The 15,887-nt window shown below is 73.5% G+C and carries 12 protein-coding genes; 8 read left to right on the top strand and 4 right to left on the bottom strand.

Annotation, left to right across the window (positions count from 1 at the left end; genetic code table 11):
* Positions 1-54: 54 nt before the first annotated feature.
* Positions 55-1,098: a LacI family DNA-binding transcriptional regulator gene (locus ACZ6RC_RS23155; protein ID WP_469586300.1), complete on the top strand. Its 1,044-nt coding sequence runs from the start codon at positions 55-57 to the stop codon at positions 1,096-1,098.
* On the opposite strand, the gene ACZ6RC_RS23150 is transcribed toward ACZ6RC_RS23155, so the two are convergent.
* The 3 genes from ACZ6RC_RS23150 to ACZ6RC_RS23140 are packed head-to-tail and all read right to left on the bottom strand — an operon-like array spanning position 1,082 to position 4,715.
* Positions 1,082-1,792 (bottom strand): TSUP family transporter, encoded by a 711-nt coding sequence (locus tag ACZ6RC_RS23150; RefSeq protein ID WP_391133631.1) that lies wholly within the window; start codon positions 1,790-1,792, stop codon positions 1,082-1,084. The two genes, ACZ6RC_RS23155 and ACZ6RC_RS23150, sit on opposite strands and share 17 nt — an antisense overlap.
* Entirely contained in the window at positions 1,789-3,318 is a 1,530-nt protein-coding gene (locus tag ACZ6RC_RS23145; RefSeq protein WP_469586297.1) for an amidohydrolase family protein, read from the bottom strand. Before ACZ6RC_RS23145 ends, ACZ6RC_RS23150 begins: the two co-directional genes overlap by 4 nt.
* Complete coding sequence (locus ACZ6RC_RS23140; RefSeq protein WP_469586294.1) at positions 3,315-4,715, bottom strand: uracil-xanthine permease family protein; 1,401 nt, start codon at positions 4,713-4,715, stop codon at positions 3,315-3,317. The genes ACZ6RC_RS23145 and ACZ6RC_RS23140 overlap by 4 nt, the downstream gene beginning before the upstream one ends.
* A 330-nt stretch (positions 4,716-5,045) precedes the next feature.
* Between ACZ6RC_RS23140 and ACZ6RC_RS23135 the strand changes: the two genes are divergently transcribed.
* The 5 genes from ACZ6RC_RS23135 to ACZ6RC_RS23115 all read left to right on the top strand — a co-directional run bounded on the left by ACZ6RC_RS23135 (position 5,046) and on the right by ACZ6RC_RS23115 (position 11,671).
* On the top strand, positions 5,046-6,194 hold the full coding sequence (locus ACZ6RC_RS23135) for a winged helix DNA-binding domain-containing protein (RefSeq protein WP_469586291.1): 1,149 nt from the start codon (positions 5,046-5,048) through the stop codon (positions 6,192-6,194).
* Between the two features lie 511 nt (positions 6,195-6,705).
* Positions 6,706-8,307: a nucleobase:cation symporter-2 family protein gene (locus ACZ6RC_RS23130; protein ID WP_469586288.1), complete on the top strand. Its 1,602-nt coding sequence runs from the start codon at positions 6,706-6,708 to the stop codon at positions 8,305-8,307.
* 60 nt (positions 8,308-8,367) lie between these two features.
* Positions 8,368-9,075: a transcriptional regulator gene (locus ACZ6RC_RS23125; RefSeq protein ID WP_453617936.1), complete on the top strand. Its 708-nt coding sequence runs from the start codon at positions 8,368-8,370 to the stop codon at positions 9,073-9,075.
* Between the two features lie 366 nt (positions 9,076-9,441).
* Positions 9,442-11,100: a catalase gene (locus ACZ6RC_RS23120; RefSeq protein WP_391133613.1), complete on the top strand. Its 1,659-nt coding sequence runs from the start codon at positions 9,442-9,444 to the stop codon at positions 11,098-11,100.
* Positions 11,101-11,272: 172 nt separating this feature from the next.
* Positions 11,273-11,671 carry a VOC family protein gene (locus ACZ6RC_RS23115; RefSeq protein WP_469586282.1) on the top strand — a complete coding sequence of 133 codons (399 nt, stop codon included), beginning with the start codon at positions 11,273-11,275 and terminating at the stop codon, positions 11,669-11,671.
* A 95-nt stretch (positions 11,672-11,766) separates the two neighbouring features.
* Here ACZ6RC_RS23115 and ACZ6RC_RS23110 read toward each other — a convergent pair whose 3' ends face one another.
* Entirely contained in the window at positions 11,767-12,831 is a 1,065-nt protein-coding gene (locus ACZ6RC_RS23110; RefSeq protein WP_469586279.1) for an amino acid ABC transporter permease, read from the bottom strand.
* 760 nt (positions 12,832-13,591) lie between these two features.
* On the opposite strand from ACZ6RC_RS23110, the gene ACZ6RC_RS23105 reads away from it, so the two are divergent.
* Both ACZ6RC_RS23105 and ACZ6RC_RS23100 read left to right on the top strand, forming a co-directional pair.
* Positions 13,592-14,608: an ABC transporter substrate-binding protein gene (locus ACZ6RC_RS23105; RefSeq protein ID WP_469586276.1), complete on the top strand. Its 1,017-nt coding sequence runs from the start codon at positions 13,592-13,594 to the stop codon at positions 14,606-14,608.
* A gap of 201 nt (positions 14,609-14,809) precedes the next feature.
* On the top strand, positions 14,810-15,877 hold the full coding sequence (locus tag ACZ6RC_RS23100) for an LLM class flavin-dependent oxidoreductase (RefSeq protein WP_391133601.1): 1,068 nt from the start codon (positions 14,810-14,812) through the stop codon (positions 15,875-15,877).
* Positions 15,878-15,887: the final 10 nt, after the last annotated feature.

Below are 15,887 nucleotides of genomic sequence, written 5' to 3'. Positions count from 1 at the left end.
GCGTCGGCGAAGATGGGGGCGTCACTGTTCCGCCCACACGAGGAGCGACGGCAGATGCCCACATCCGGGGCCGGCTCGAGACCACCGACGATCGCCGACGTCGCCAGCGCCGCCGGAGTGTCGCGCACCACGGTCTCCCACGCGCTGAACGGCCTCGGAAAGGTCGACCCCCGGACCCGCGAGCGCATCAAGCGGGTGGCCGGCGAGCTCGGTTACCGGCCCAACCTCCGCGCCCAGCGCCTGCGGCGCGGAGAGGCCAAGGCCATCGCCCTCGCCTCCTCCATGCCGTTCGCCGTGGCCGCCGGACCCTCCCGGCTCGGCTTTTACATGGAGATCGCCGCCGCGGCCGCCGAGAGCGCGCTGCTGCACGAGTATGCGCTCGTCCTCGTCCCGCCCGTACGGTCCGGATCCGGACTGAACTCCGTGGACATCGACGGCGCCATCGTCGTCGAACCGGACGTGAACGACGCCGCGGCGGCCCACCTCACCGAACGCGGCCTGCCGTACGTCGCCCTCGGCCGGCCGGTCTCCCCCGACGAGCAGGCGCCGTACATCGACCTGCACGGCCGGCTCGTCGCCGAGCTGCTCCTCACCCACCTGCGCGATCAGGGCGCCACCCGCCCCGCCCTGATCATCGGAGCCGGCGAACGCCACTCGTCGGTCGACGCGCGCGCCGCGTACGAGCGGCTCGCCGAGGAGCACGGCTGGGAGGCGATCGTGGCGACCGCCCCCGAGGCCGGCGGCGAACAGGCCGGCTACGACCGCTGCGCCGAGCTGCTGGCCCGGCACCCCGGGATCGACGCCGTGTGCGCCCTCGTGGACGCCTTCGCCGTCGGCGCGGTACGGGCGATCCGGGACAGCGGCCGGGCCGTGCCCGACGACGTCATGGTCGCCACGCGGTACGACGGGCTGCGCGCCCGGACCTGCGAGCCGCCGCTCACGGCCGTCGACCTCCATCTGGACCGGGCGGCCTCCGACGCGGTGGAGCTGCTCCTCGGCCGACTGCGCGGCGAGGTGACCACCGGCGCGGTGGTCTCCTCGCCCGAGCCCCGGGTGATCCCGCGCGCCTCGTCCCTGCGGGTCACAGCCCGAGCATGAGCACCACCCCGGAGACCAGCGCGAACCCGAGCACGAACAGGCGCATCCGGGAGGCGTCCAGCCGGTGGTGCACCAGTCGGCTCGACCACGCCCCGAGGGCGATCGCGGGGACCAGCGCCGCCGCCCAGCCCAGGTCCCCCGCCTGACCCTCGCCCGTCGCGAACAGCAGTGCCAGGGAGGCGACTTCGCCGACCAGGAAGCAGGCGGCGACCGTGGAGCGCAGCTCCGCGGGCGGCCGGTGCTGGTAGACCAGAGCGAGCGGCGGACCGCCGACGCCGGTGGCCGTCTCCGTCAGCCCGGTCACCGCGCCCGCGCCGAGGTAGGCGGCCCGCCCGGGCGTGAACGCGGGCGCCGCGAGGCTCACCACCGCCGCCAGGACGGTGGCGCCGCCCACGAAGAGGCCGAGGCTGCGGTCCGGGATCAGCCAGAGCAGCGCCAGACCGGCCGGGGTGGCGGCGAGCCGCGCCGTGGTGATCCAGCCGGCCCCGCGCAGATCGAGCGAGGCCCGTTCGCGCCAGGCCACGTACACGTTCAGCGGGATCATCGACGCGAGGACGAACACGGGGAGCAGGCCGGGATCGAGGATCCCGGCCACGGGCGCGACGATCAGCGCGAAGCCGAGCCCGCTGGTGCCCTGCACGAACGCGGCGACGGCCACGGTGAGGGCGAGGACGGCCAGGGTTTCGGTGCTCACGGCGCGGTGCTCCCTCCGCGGGCCCCGGCGATCGCGCCGGGCGCCCCGGGCGGGACACGGGGCGCCGGTACCCCGCCGCGGTCCGCTGCGCGGGCGCGCGCCACGGTGGACGCGCGGGCCGCCGTGGAGGTGGGGTGGACGCGGGTGACCGGGGCCCGGTCCACCGCGGCGCGGGCCAGTTCGGCCGCCCGGCGGACCAGCGCGGGGCCGTCCCAGGTGGTGGGCAGGCCCCGCCACAGCCGCAACCGGCCCCCGACGAACACCGCCGTGATCTGGTCCCGGTTGCCCCGCCGTACCAGCTCCCAGGGCACGTCCCAGGAGAGGGCCAGTTCGGGGGTGGTGACATCGACGAGGAGGAAGTCGGCCGCCAGACCCTCGGCGACGGTGCCGGTCCTGGCGCCGAGGCCCACGGCGTCGGCGCCGCCGCGCGCGGCGTGCTCCAGCCAGGTCCAGCCGGCCCCGCACGAGGAGTCGCCGGTGGCGAGACCGTACGCGATCCGCTGGGCGAACTCGGCGGCCTCGGCGAGGCGGAAACCGTCGCCCCGGGTCCCGTCGGTGCCGAGGCCGAAGCGGATGCCGCGCTCGGCCATCGTCAGGGCGGGCGCCACGGCGTTGCCCTTCCAGGCGCTGGCGACCGGGTTGTAGCTGACGGCCGTCCCGGTGTCGGCGAGCAGCGTCAGCTCGCGAGGGGTGAGCAGGGTGGCGTGGGCGGCGAGCAGCTGGGGGCCGAGCGCGCCGAGGTGGTGCAGGTACTCCAGCGGGCGCAAGCCGTGCCGGACCAGGGAGCGTTCCACACCGGCCAGGTGTTCGTTGACGTGGATCTGCAGGGTGGCGCCCGCCTCGGCGGCGAGCCGCGCGACACCGCTCAGGGTCGCCGGGGTCGCCGCCTCGGGGATCGAGACGGCGAGGGACGGATGGACGAGCGGGTCGCCGGCGTAGCGGGCGAGGTGCTTCTCCGCGTCGGCGAGGGCCGAACGCCCCCTAGCCGCCGTGGCGTCGGAGCCGTCGGCAGGGGGAGAGGCGCCCGAGCCGTCGGCGTCGTTGGCGACCAGACCCAGGACGCAGCGGATCCCGGCGTCACGGGCGGCCGACGCGACCACCTCGATGTCCACGGCGGCCCGCGTTCCCGCGTCGGCGACGGTGGTGAATCCGCCCCGCAGCGCTTCCAAGGCCGCCAACTTCGCCGCCGAGTAAGCCGATTCCTCGTTCAGTGCCCCCTCCAGCGGGACCCAGACGCGGCGGAAGATCTCCGACGGCTCCCCGAAGGCGAGTGCCGAGCCGAAGCTCTGCGTGAGGTGGTGGTGGGCGTCGACGAAGCCGGGCATGAGCACATGGCCGTGCAACCGCGCCTCCGCGAGGTGCGGATGGGTGCGCCGGACCTGCGCCGTGGGGCCGACGGCGCGGAACGAGCCGTCGGCGACGACGACCGCGAAGTCCTCGGCGGGGCCTTCGGGCAGCAGGACGGCGTCCGGTACGAGCAGGAGCGGGCCGGGCCCGTCGAGGGGCTCCCGGGGGAGCTGGTTCATCGGTCACTTTCCGTACGGTGGGCGGTCAGGCGGGCGGCGATGCCCGGCCTGACGTGGTGGAAGAGGATGTTGAGGACGGCGGCGACGCACGCGCCGACGGCGACGCCGCTCTCCAGGAGGATGCGGAGGTTCGGCGAGAAGCCCGCGTACACGCCCGGGATGAGGATGGGCAGCAGGCCGAGCGCCAGGGCGACCGCGCAGACGAAGGTGTGGGTGTGGCTGTCGAGGTCGGAGCGGCCGAGCATCTGCACGCCGAGCACCGTGATGACCGCGAAGACGACCATGGCGGTGCCGCCGATGACCGCCGACGGGATGACGCTGATCGCGCGGATCACGGGGGCCAGGAAGCCGATGGCGATGAGGACCACGCCGGCCGCGGCGGTGACGTATCGGCTGCGGACGCCGGTGACACGGACGATCCCGATGTTCTCGCCGCTCGTCACCATCAGCGGCAGGCCGACGAAGCCGCCGGCGAGGGAGGTGAGCGCGTCGCCGCGGATGGTCTTGGGGACGGCGGAGCGCCGGTCGATGTCCTTGCCGACGGCCTCGGCGTTGATGACGGTCTGGCCGGTGGCCTCCGCCATGGAGGCGAGGCTGTAGAGCATCAGCGGCAGCGCGGCGAGGAGGTTGAACTGGGGCGAGCCGAACGGCATCAGCTGCGGCAGGCTGACCAGGCCGCCCTCGGCGGCGCGGCTCAGGTCCATGTGCCCGAGGACCGCGGCCAGCGCCGTGCCGGCCAGGAGTCCGAGCATGACCGCGAGTTGACGCAGGATGCCGGTGAACAGCAGGTAGAAGGCGACGGTGAAACCGATCGTCGCCATGCCGAGCATGAGGTTGGTCGGATCGGCGAAGCCCGGCGTGCCGGGGCGGCCGGTGACCAGGACGGCGCCGACCTTCACCAGGTTGATCCCGACGATGACGATCATCGTGCCGATGACGAGGGCCGGGAAGAACGCGAGCAGCCGGGAGAACAGGGGCAGGACCACGAAGATGAAGAGGGCGGTGAGGATCACCGCGCCGGAGGCCGTGCGCAGCCCGTGCTGCTCGGCGATGGCGAGGAAGAGGATCAGGGGGGCGCCGCCCGGCAGCATCACGAAGGGCAGTCGGGGCCCGAACTTCCACGGTCCCAGTGACTGGACCAGGGATCCGACGCCGGAGAGCACGAAGGCCGCGGAGAGCAGGTCGACCGTCAGGCCGGCGTCGAGCCGGAGGGTGGCGCTCATCAGGAAGATCGCCGATATCGGCGTGGCGGCCATGACGAGGACGTGCTGGATGCCGAAGAGGAGGATCCGGCCCCAGGGGCGGGATTCGTCGACGGGGTGGACGGGGGCGGGGTCGAGGGGCTCCGGCGCCGGAGGCTGCTCCGTACCGGGAAGGGTCTGGCGGGGACTGGACACGTTCGAGCTCCGATCGGCGTTCGACACGTTCTGGTTCAGCCGCGATCCGGCCCTGGACGGGGAGCCAAATCGATTTGGCCGTCAGTATGGGAGGCCCGGTGGCGGCCGTCAAGGGCCGGGCCGTCGACCGGCTCGGACAGGGACGGGGGTCCGCCCCGCGGAGGCCGAGGGGCGGGGCGCGGGTCGGGGTACGCGAGCAGGAGCGCCCTCGGGGGCCGGCGAGGGGAGCCGTGGCGGGCCGCTCGTCACAGGTGCGGCGCCCAGGTGGGGCCCCGGTCACCGGGGCCGTTCCCCCGGCCCGGCGCCCGGTCGGCGAGGCACAATCGCGGCATGCAGATCACCGCGCGGGCGCTCAACCGCGCCACCCTCCACCGGCAGTTGCTCCTCGAGCGCGCGCCGCTCGACGTCGCCGACGCCGTCCGGCGCGTGGTCGCCCTGCAGGCACAGGAGCCCGCATCGCCGTACCTGGCGCTGTGGAACCGGCTCCACGCCTTCGACCCCGCCGAACTGGACGCGGCCCTGGCCGGCTACGAGGTGGTCAAGTCGACCCTGATGCGGGTCACCCTGCACGCCGTGCACGCGGCGGACCATCCCGTCTTCTGGGCGGCCATGGAGCCGAGGCTGCGCGACTCCCGGCTCGGCGACCCGCGTTTCACCGCCTCCGGGCTCACGCCCGATGACGTCGCCGGCCTCGTCCCCGACCTGCTGGCGTACGCCGCCGAACCGCGCTCCGGGGCCGAGATCGAGGGCTGGCTGGAGGCGCGCCTGGGTGCGCGCGTGGAGCGGCAGGCCTGGCGGATGCTGCGGCAGTACGCGCCGCTGTGGCACGCGCCGGTCGGCGGACCCTGGTCGTTCGGGACCCGCCAGTCGTTCACCGCCGCCAGGGTCCGGCCGCCGGCGGCCGCGGATCCCGGCCGGGCCGCCGAAGCGCTGGCGACCCTGATCCGCCGCTATGTGGAGGGCTTCGGGCCCGCCTCGGTCGCGGACATGGCGCAGTTCGCGCTGGTCCAGCGCACCCGGGTCAGGGCGGCGGTGGCGGCGCTCGGCGACGGACTGGAGCGCCTGGAGGGCCCGGGCGGGGAGGTGCTGTACGACGTGCCCGGCGCGCCGCGGCCGCCCGAGGACACCCCGGTGCCGCCCCGGCTGCTGCCCATGTGGGACAGCGTCCTGCTCGCCCACGCCGGCCGCAGCCGCCTCGTCCCGGCGGACCACCGGGCGGCCGTGATCCGGATGAACGGCGATGTGCTGCCCACCCTGCTGGTCGACGGGCGGGTCGCCGGCGTCTGGCGGCGCGTCGACGGGGGCGTCGAGGCGTCGCCGTTCCATCCCCTCGCGGACGGTGTCTGGGACGCGCTGGAGGCGGAGGCCGCGGCGCTCGTGGCCTTCCTCGCGGACCGCGACCCCCTGGTGTACCGGCGCTACGACCACTGGTGGGCCAAGGGCCTGCCGGTGGCGGAGACGCGGCTGCTCGGCGCCTGAGCGGGCCGACGCCGCCGGCCCGGCCGAGGCGTCTCCGGAGGCCGGTGTGGCACGCGCCTCCGGCGTGGCTGACGGTCCCTCAGTCGCCACTCACCGCACCGGCAACGAAATCCGCACTTTCGGCGCCCCTTGACCATCGATTCGTAAGTTACCGAAGGGTTTTGCTTCAAGAAGCGCGGCCGCAGGGCTTGCGCTGGACCGGGCGCGTCCGTCAGGATCTGTCTCCGGCCCGGGCCTTCGCCCCGGCCCCTTGACGCCTCCCTGTCTGGACGCCTGGCCGCGCACCGGTAACCCCGTGCCGCCAGACGGTGCACCGCCCGATCCGCGCGGCCGCCCGTACGCCCCTTTCGAGGCCCCTCTCCGCGACCACGGCGACCCGCCGACACCCCGCCGCGGCCCGGCGCGCCCCACACGCCCCGGTGCCGCGCCCCCTCTCATTCACCTACCACAAGGCAAGGCAGAGATGGCACCACCGGCCTCACGCCGACGACCCCCCACCACCGTGCACCCCGTGGACGAGGTCCTTCCGCTTCCCACCCTCGCGCTCTACGGCTTCCAGCACGTCCTGGCGTTCTACGCGGGCGCGGTGCTCGTACCGGTGATCCTCGGCAGCAGCCTCGGACTCTCCCGGCAGGAACTCGTCTACCTCATCAACGCCGACCTGGTCACCGCGGGCATCGCCACCATCATCCAGGCGTGGGGGTTCTGGCGGATCGGAGCGCGGCTGCCGCTCGTCCAGGGCGCGACCTTCACGGCCGTCTCGCCCATGATCGCCATCGGTCAGGGAGCGGGCGGGGGCACCGCCGGGCTGCTCGTCGTGTACGGCGCCGTGATCACCGCAGGACTCGCGGCCTTCCTCCTCGCTCCGTTCGCCGGACGGCTGACCGCGTACTTCCCGCCGATCGTCACCGGCACCCTCCTCACGGTGATCGGCATCGTCCTCATCCCGGTGGCCCTCCAGGACGTCGGCGGCGGGTCGTCGCTGCTCGGCGGCCCGCACTTCGGGGCCCCCGCCCACCTCGCGTACGCAGGCGGGACCCTCCTCTTCATCCTGCTTGTCGTCCGTTTCGGCGGCCCGTTCCTGCGCAGCGTCGCCGTCCTCCTCGGCCTGGTGGGCGGCACCGCCGTCGCCTGGCTGCTCGGCGACGCCGACCTCGGGGCCGTCGACCAGGCCGACTGGCTCGGCGTCAGCACCCCCTTCCACTACGGCATGCCGCACTTCTCCGTCTTCCCGATGCTGGCGATGGTCGTCGTCATGCTCATCACGATGGTGGAGACCACGGGAGACGTGTACGCCATGGGCGAGATCACCGGACGGGAGGTCGACGGCGAGACGGTCAGCCGCGCGCTGCGCGCCGACGGCGTCGCCACCGTGCTCGGCGGAGTGTTCAACTCCTTCCCGTACGTGGCGTTCGCCGAGAACATCGGGCTCGTCAGGATCTCCCGCGTCACCAGCCGCTTCGTCGTGGTCGCGGCGGGCGTCTTCATGATCCTCCTCGGTCTGGTGCCGAAGGCCGGCGCCGTCGTGGCGTCCGTGCCGCACCCCGTGCTGGGCGCCGCGGCCGTCGCGATGTTCGGCATGGTCGCCTCCGTCGGCATCCAGATCCTCGCCAAGGTCGACCTGAGGGAGGAGCGCAACGCCCTCATCCTGGCCGTCAGCCTCGCCGCCGCGATGCTGCCGACCGCCATCGCGCCGTTCTTCGAACGCATGCCGACCGGGCTGCGGGCCGTCCTCGGCAGCGGCATCACCCTCGGCACGCTGACGGCCGTCCTGCTCAACCTGTTCTTCCACGTCTTCGAGAGCCGCCGCGCCAAGGAGGACATCGACTGGGAGGCTCTCGCCGAGGACGACGAACAGCCCCGGTACGGCACCGCTCCGACGCCGTACGGCACCGCTCCGACGCCGTCCGGCGAGGCCTCGGGAGGCTACGGCGAGAGTCGGGGAGGGTACGGCGAGGCCCCGGGCGGCTACGGCGAGGGCCGGGGAGGGTACGACCCGGGAGGGTACGCCCGGGGCGGGTACGGCCGGGGTGGATACGACTCGGGCGAGTACGGCCACGGGCGCACCCCGTACGACGACGGGACGGGGTCGCAGAGCGCATCGGCCCGCTGACCCGCCCCCCGCTCCGGCAGGCCCGCCGCCTCCGGAGCCGCCCCCCGAGGTGATCCGCCCGTGTCCCACCCCCCGTTCTCACCCGCCCAGGCCAGAGCCGCCCGGCTCCGCATCGGCCTGACCCCCGAACAGGTCGTCGCCGCCATGGCGCAGCTGGGGGTGCGCCGCCCGGCGGAGGCCGTCACGGCCTGGGAATCGGGGACGGCGCCGCCTTCGGAGACCGAGCTGTTCGCGCTGGCCGACGCCGTGTGGTGTCCCGTACCGACCCTCATGGCCGTGCGCCCGCGGTCCCTGCGCGAGCACCGCCTGGCCCGGCGGTTCAGCGCCGAGCGGCTGGCCCTGCGGATCGGCATGGCCGCCTCCGCGTACCTCCGCGCCGAGACCGACCACCACTGGAGCGGGACCGACGTCCAGACCGTGCTGCTCGCCGACGCCCTCGACCTCGAACCGGACGAACTGCTCCGCGTCATCGGCCGGGCCGGCGCACTCGACGACCTGCTCCGGCAGGCCGTCGAAGGACGGTGGAAACAGCACACCACCGCCCTCGCCCGGCTCGTCGACGCCCCCGAGCGCAGTGTCGCGGAGGCGCTGCGCACCCTGCACCAGGAGTACGCCCGCTTCGGCGAGCGCTACCGGGGCCACCTCGTCGCCCGCAGCGACGACGCCCGGCTGAAGGAGATCGCCGGCGAGCGCGCCGGCTGGCTGCACGCCCTCCCGGACCGCTTCCTCCGCCTCGTCGGCCCCCACCCCGGCCCGCCCGCCGCCTGAGCGGACCGGTTTCCGCGGCCCGCCCGGCACGGCCACGGCAGACGCCCCGTGACCGTATGAGAGGCCCGCGACCGTACGAGAAGCCGGCCACCGTACGAGAAGCCCGCGACCGTACGAGAAGTCCGCGCCACCCTCCGTACACCCGGCTCGTCCGAGCCCCGGGCGGCGGGGCTCCGCCGTCGGGACGACGCCCGTACGGCCCCCCGATCGCCCCGGGAGAGTGGTTCCCGCCGGAGGCGGCCGCGCGTGCGAACGTCCTCCGGCTGCGTGAGGATCGATAGTGCGGGTACCAGGAGGCAGCCGCGCCGGTCGGCCGTGCGCCGAGGCGGCGCCGCTGCCACGCGCAACCTTTCGAAGGAGCCGGCCGTGACTGACGTATCAAGCATGGGATCCCCGCCCGACGACGACCGCCCGGTCCTCACCGACCGCCAAGGTCATCCGATCTACGACAACCAGAACCAGCGCACGGTCGGCGCCCGGGGCCCGGCCACCCTGGAGAACTACCACTTCCTGGACAAGATCAGCCACTTCGACCGCGAGCGCATCCCCGAGCGCGTGGTCCACGCCCGCGGCGTCACCACGTACGGCTACTTCGAGGCGTACGGCGCCTGGGGCGACGAGCCGATCAACCGCTTCACCCGGGCCAAGCTGTTCCAGGAGCGCGGCAAGCGCACGGACGTGGCGGTCCGCTTCTCGACCGTCATCGGCGGACGCGACTCCTCCGAGGCCGCCCGCGACCCCCGGGGCTTCGCGGTGAAGTTCTACACCGAGGACGGCAACTGGGACCTGGTCGGCAACAACCTCGGGGTCTTCTTCATCCGGGACGCCGTGAAGTTCCCCGACGTGATCCACGCGCTCAAGCCGGACCCCGTCTCGCACGAGCAGAAGCCCTCCCGGATCTTCGACTTCATGTCGCAGACCCCCGAGTCCATGCACATGCTGATGAACCTCTTCAGCCCCCGCGGCATCCCGGCCGACTACCGGCACATGCAGGGCTTCGGCGTGAACACCTACAAGTGGGTCAACGACGAGGGCAGGACCGTCCTGGTCAAGTACCACTGGATGCCCAAGCAGGGCGTCCGCAGCATGACCGAGGAGGACGCGGCCAACGTCCAGGCGGAGAACCTCGGCCACGCCACGAAGGACCTGTACGAGGCGATCCGCCGCGGCGACCACCCCGAGTGGGAGCTGCTGGTCCAGATGATGGACGACCACGACCACCCCGAGCTGGACTTCGACCCGCTCGACGACACCAAGACCTGGCCCGAGCAGGACTTCCCGCCCCGCCCGGTCGGCCGGATGGTCCTCGACCGCACGGTGGACAACTACTTCGCCGAGAACGACCAGATCGCCTTCGGCACCGGTGTCCTCGTCGACGGTCTGGACTTCTCCGACGACAAGATGCTGGTCGGCCGTACGTTCTCGTACAGCGACACCCAGCGCTACCGCGTCGGGCCGAACTACCTCCAGCTCCCCGTCAACCAGGCCAAGAACGCCGACGTCCGCACCAACCAGCGCGACGGCTTCATGGCGTACGCGGTCGACGGCCGGGGCGAGAACCCGGAGGTCAACTACGAGCCGTCGATCACCGGCGGCCTGCGGGAGGCGCAGTACCCGACGCACGACGACCAGGGGCCCGAGATCCAGGGCCGGCTCACGCGCAAGCGCATCCCGCGGACCAACGACTACCTGCAGGCGGGCCAGCGCTTCCGGCTGCTGGAGGAGTGGGAGCGTGACGACCTGGTCGGCAACTTCGTCACGCTGATCTCCCAGTGCGACCGGGCCGTGCAGGAGCGCATGGTCTGGCACTTCCTGCTGGTGGAGAACGAGCTGGGCCTGCGCGTCGGCGAAGGCCTCGGCATCGCACCGTCCGACGTCTCCCACCTGGAGCCGCTGGCAAGTCAGACCCTGACGGACGACGACCGCAAGCGCCTGGAGAACCTCGGCGACAACCCGCCGCGTGACGTCGAGGGCCTCACCATGACGCACTGCGTCCCGAACGAACGGCACGTCGTCACCCGCTGAACACACGGCAAGGGGTGCCCGGCCGCACACACCGCAGGCGGTGTCCGGCCGGGCATCCCGGCCGCGCGCGTCCGGCGCGCACCCGCACGGGCCCCGACCGCGAGCAGGCGGCCGGGGCCCGCGCACGTCCGGTCAAGGGGCTGCGGCGCCGGAACGCGGGTAGCCGACTGACATGGAACCAGCACCGCGCCGCTCCCTGACCGCGACCGTGCTCGACGCGCCCGATGCCCGCGAGCTGGCGGCCTTCTACGCCGCGCTGCTGGGCTGGCCGGTGAAGGACGACGAGCCGGGCTGGGTCACGCTGGCCCCGCCCGGGGGAGGCGCCGGGCTCTCGTTCCAGACCGAGCCGGAGTTCGTCCGGCCGCGCTGGCCGTCGACCCGCACCGAGCAGCAGATGATGTCCCATCTCGACATCGAGGCGGACGACCTTCCGGCCGCCGTCGGGCACGCCCTCGCCCTGGGCGCGACGCGGGCCGCGTTCCAGCCGCAGGACGACGTGTGCGTCCTGACGGACCCGGCGGGCCATCCGTTCTGCCTCTGGACCCGCGGCGACCGGTCCGGGCATTCCTGACGGGACACGACCGGGCCGCCACCGCCTCCCGGCATCCTCGGGTGGGTCCGTACGGGGAGAGCCTGCGCCGAAGGCGGCGAGCGAGGCCCCTGCGCTCACCGGTCCCCGCCGACCGCCGGCCGGGCGTCGGCGGCGGTCAGGGCGCGCAGCCGGGCGCGGAGCACGGCCAGGTGGACCCGGAGCCGCTGCCACGGGGTGGGCGGCAGGGCGCGGGCGGCTCCGCGCGCGTAGTACCGCTCGACGTAGAACTGGCCCGCGCTGAGCACCGTCGTCACGGCGACGTACCAGACGGTGGCCACCAGCAGCAGGGGGATGACCTGGTACGTCTGGTTGTAGACGAGCTGCACGCTGTAGAGCAGGTCGTGTACGGCGAGCACGCTGACGATGCTGGTGCCCTTTAACGTGCCGATGAGCATGTTCCCGGCGGTCGGCACGATGGAGCGCATCGCCTGGGGGACGACGATCCGGCGCAGGGTGCGCCGTCTGCCGAGCCCGAGCGCCTGGGCGGCCTCGGTCTGGCCGGAGTCCACGGAGAGGATGCCGCCGCGCACCACCTCGGCGGCGTAGGCGGCCTCGTGCAGGGTCAGTCCGATGACGGCGGTGAGGGTGGGGCCGAGCAGGTTGACCGTCTGGACGGAGACGAACTGCGGTCCGTACGGGATGCCGAGGCCGAGGGTGGGGTAGAGGGCGCCGATGTTGAACCAGAACAACAGCTGCACCAGCAGCGGGGTGGACCGGAAGATCCAGACGTAGCCCCAGCTCAGGGTCCGCAGCACCGGATTGCCGGACAGCCGCATCACCGCCAGCGGGGTGCCCAGGAGGAACCCGAGGACCATCACGACGCCGGTCAGCCACAGCGTCAGCAGCAGCCCGTCGAGGACGGCGCCCGTGGTGAAGTACCGCCCCACCACCTCCCATTGGAAGGCCTGGTTGCGGACGACGGAGTCCACCAGCAGGGCGAAGACGAGCAGGGCGGCGGCCGCGGTCAGCCGGCGGCCGACGCGCCGGCGCGGCACGATCCGCGGCAGGTCCTCGACGGCGGTGCGGGGAGCGGGCGGCTCGCCGGGGTGCGGGCCGAGGGGCGGACTGTCGTCCTTCGGTGGTCCGGCGGTCGGGACGGCCGCGGGGTCGGCGGGCGTGACGGGGGAAGGCGAGACCATGGGAGGCACTCCAGGGGCGAGGGACATGCGGCGTGGACGGCATCGGCGGCCCACCCGGTGGCACGCGTACGCGGGCGCCGTGCGGCTCGTGCAGGCGCGGCGACGGCAGGCGTACGGCGCGGCCGGAGCCTCGGCGTCATCACGGGGCCGCGTCCCTCAACGCGGCCGGAGCGGCAGCCGCCCCGGAAGGGGGCACCGCTCCGCCACCGATCGTATGCGCCGACCGTGAGCCCGTGTCAACCACCCTTTCAGAAAAGGACGTTCACGACCCGTCCGGCATCCGGGCGGTGGTTGACGGAATCCCGTGGGACATGGTCAATTGGCCGCATGAACGCTGAGCGGCGACTGGTCACGCGCGACCACATCGACTTCGGTCGGGTGTGGTCCGCGGCGTGTTGCGCCTGACTCGGCAGCGGGCTGTCCGATCGGCCCTTCCCTCCCTCGGTGACCCCGTCGCGGGCCGAGCTCTCCCTGCGTAATCCCGTCGTACACCGGCTCTGACCGGCAGACGTACGGTTCTACGACCCCGGACGCGCGCTGCCGCCGCCCCTGTCCGCCCGAGGCCCCGTCCTCGGCGTCATCACACCCGCCACGCCCCTGTTCTCCCCCTGCCCCGACACGCCGTCACATCGACACATCGACACGCCGTCACATCGACGCGTCGACAGCCAACGGCCGTGCCGAGGGTCGCCCCGCCCTGCCCGCGCGGGGCCGCCCCGGCGCCCACACCCACCGCAGACCGAGGAAAGGCCATCCCGTCATGCCCGTCCAGCCCTCCGCCATCACCGCCACCGACGCCGGATCCGATCCGCACGCCCGGAGTGCGCGCACCCGCGGCAGACGCCGGCTTCGGCCGCGCCTGGCTGCCGTCGTACTGCCGTCCCTGCTGGCCCTGACCGCCTGCGGCTCCGGCGGGGCGACGCCGACGGGCGCGGTGGCGTCCTCCGCGCCGGGCGACGACCCGGTCGCCGCCGTCCGGAAGGTGGATGCCGCCGCCGCCCTGCTGCCCGCCGACGTCCGGACGAAGGGCACCCTGCGGGTCGGCAGCAGCGTCGGCTTCCCGCCCGGCGCCTACTACCCGAACGGCTCCGACAAGCCGCCCGCCGGTCAGGACATCGACCTCGCCGACGCCGTCGCCAAGGTCCTCGGCATCCGCCTGGAGCGCCAGATCGCCTCGTTCGAGACGATCCTGCCCGCCCTCGGCAGCGGGAAGTACGACCTCGGCACCGGAAACTTCGGCGTCACCGCCGCGCGGCTGAAGACCATCGACTTCGTCACCTACGTCAACGACGGCCAGGGCTTCGCGGTCCGCAAGGGCAACACCGCCCTCGGGACGAAGGTCACCGACCTCACCCAGCTGTGCGGGCTCACCATCGGAACCGGGGCCGGCACCACCTTCGAGACCACGCTCGCCGAGCAGAAGGGCGTCTGCGCCAAGGCCGGCAAGAAGCCGTACGACGTGAAGGTGTACTCCGAGAACGGCGCCACCGTCACCGCCCTGCAGCAGGGCCGGATCGACGTGGTGATGTCCACCATCAACGGCCTCCGCCACCAGGCGGCCCAGCCCGCCTCGCAGACCGCGTTCCTCGGCGAGTTCCACCGGCTCGACGTCGGCTTCGCGTTCAAGAAGGGCTCCCCGCTCACCCCCGCCTTCCAGGCCGCCGTCAACCAGCTGATCGAGGACGGCACCTACGCCCGGATCCTCGAGAAGTGGGGCACCGGCCCCTCCGCGATCGAGACCTCGCGCGTCAACCCTCCCGAGCACAAGCGACCGTGAACCCGGTCGACCCCCGCATCCGGTCGACCCCCGCACCCGGCCGGCGCCCTCCAGGCGCCGGCCTCCGCGCTTCGCCCTCTTCGCGCGTCGTCCCGAAGGCCGTCGCGGCGCCCCGCCTCCCCGCGCCGCGGGCCAGGACCGCGTCCCGCTTCCCCGCCCCGACCCACCCCGCCCCGATCCACTCCGCTCCGGAGGTCCCACGTGAGATTCCAGGTCCTGACCATCGTCGGCCACGCCGCGCATCCGCTGACCGGCGCCCTCGGGTCCGCCGCCGACCGGCTCGCCGACGTCGTCGACACCGGCGTCGTGGCCGAGGAGCTCGGCTTCGACGCGTACGCCGTCGGAGAGCGCCACGCCGGCGCCTTCCTCTCCTCCAGCCCCACGGTCCTGCTCGGCGCCCTGGCCGCCCGTACCACCCGCATCAGGCTGCTCACGGGAGTCACCGTCGTGGCCGTCCTGGATCCCGTCCGGGTCGCCGAGGACTACGCCACCCTCGACCAGCTCTCCCGCGGCCGGATCGAGCTCGTCATCGGCAAGGGAGCCGAGAAGGGCCACTTCGACCTCTTCGGGCTCGACGAAAAGCTCCAGTGGGAGTACCAGGCCGAGAAGTACCGGCTGCTGCGCCGGCTGTGGCGCGAGGAGAACGTCAGCTGGCACGGCCGGTTCCGCGCGCCACTGAAGGACGTCACGACCGTTCCCCGCCCCTACGGCGGCCGGCCGCCGCGCGTCTGGCACGGCTCGGCCACCAGCCTCGACTCGCCCGAACTCGCCGCCGAGCACGGCGATCCGCTCTTCAGCGCCAACGCCATCCAGCCCCGCCGGGCGTACGCCCGCCTCATCGACCACTACCGGGAGCGGTTCGAGGCGCACGGGCACGATCCGCGCACCGCCTACGTCGGCGCCGGTTCGGGCGGGCTCTTCATCGCGGACACGACCCAGGAGGCCGTCGCCCGCTTCAAGGACTACTACGAAGCGCGGGTCCGGCAGACGTACGATCCGAGGCTCGAGGGCAGGCCCGGATACAACACGCCGTTCCGCACCGTCGAGGAGGCCGTCGCCGACGGCCCGCACCTCATCGGCAGCCCGCAGCAGATCATCGACAAGATCCTCGGCTTCCACCAGGCCTACCGCCACGACCTGCAGTCGGTCACCGTCGACGGTTCGGGGCTGGCCCTGCCGGAACAGATCGAGCAACTGCGCCGCTTCGCCGACGAGATCGCCCCGGTCGTACGCAAAGAGGCCCCGACCACCCTGTGGCAGGAGCCCTGAGGGGCGGCGC

This window comes from Streptomyces sp. NPDC048353 (assembly GCF_055587165.1).
Note: the sequence above shows the minus strand (reverse complement) of the source record. Positions and strands in the feature narration are given on the sequence as shown.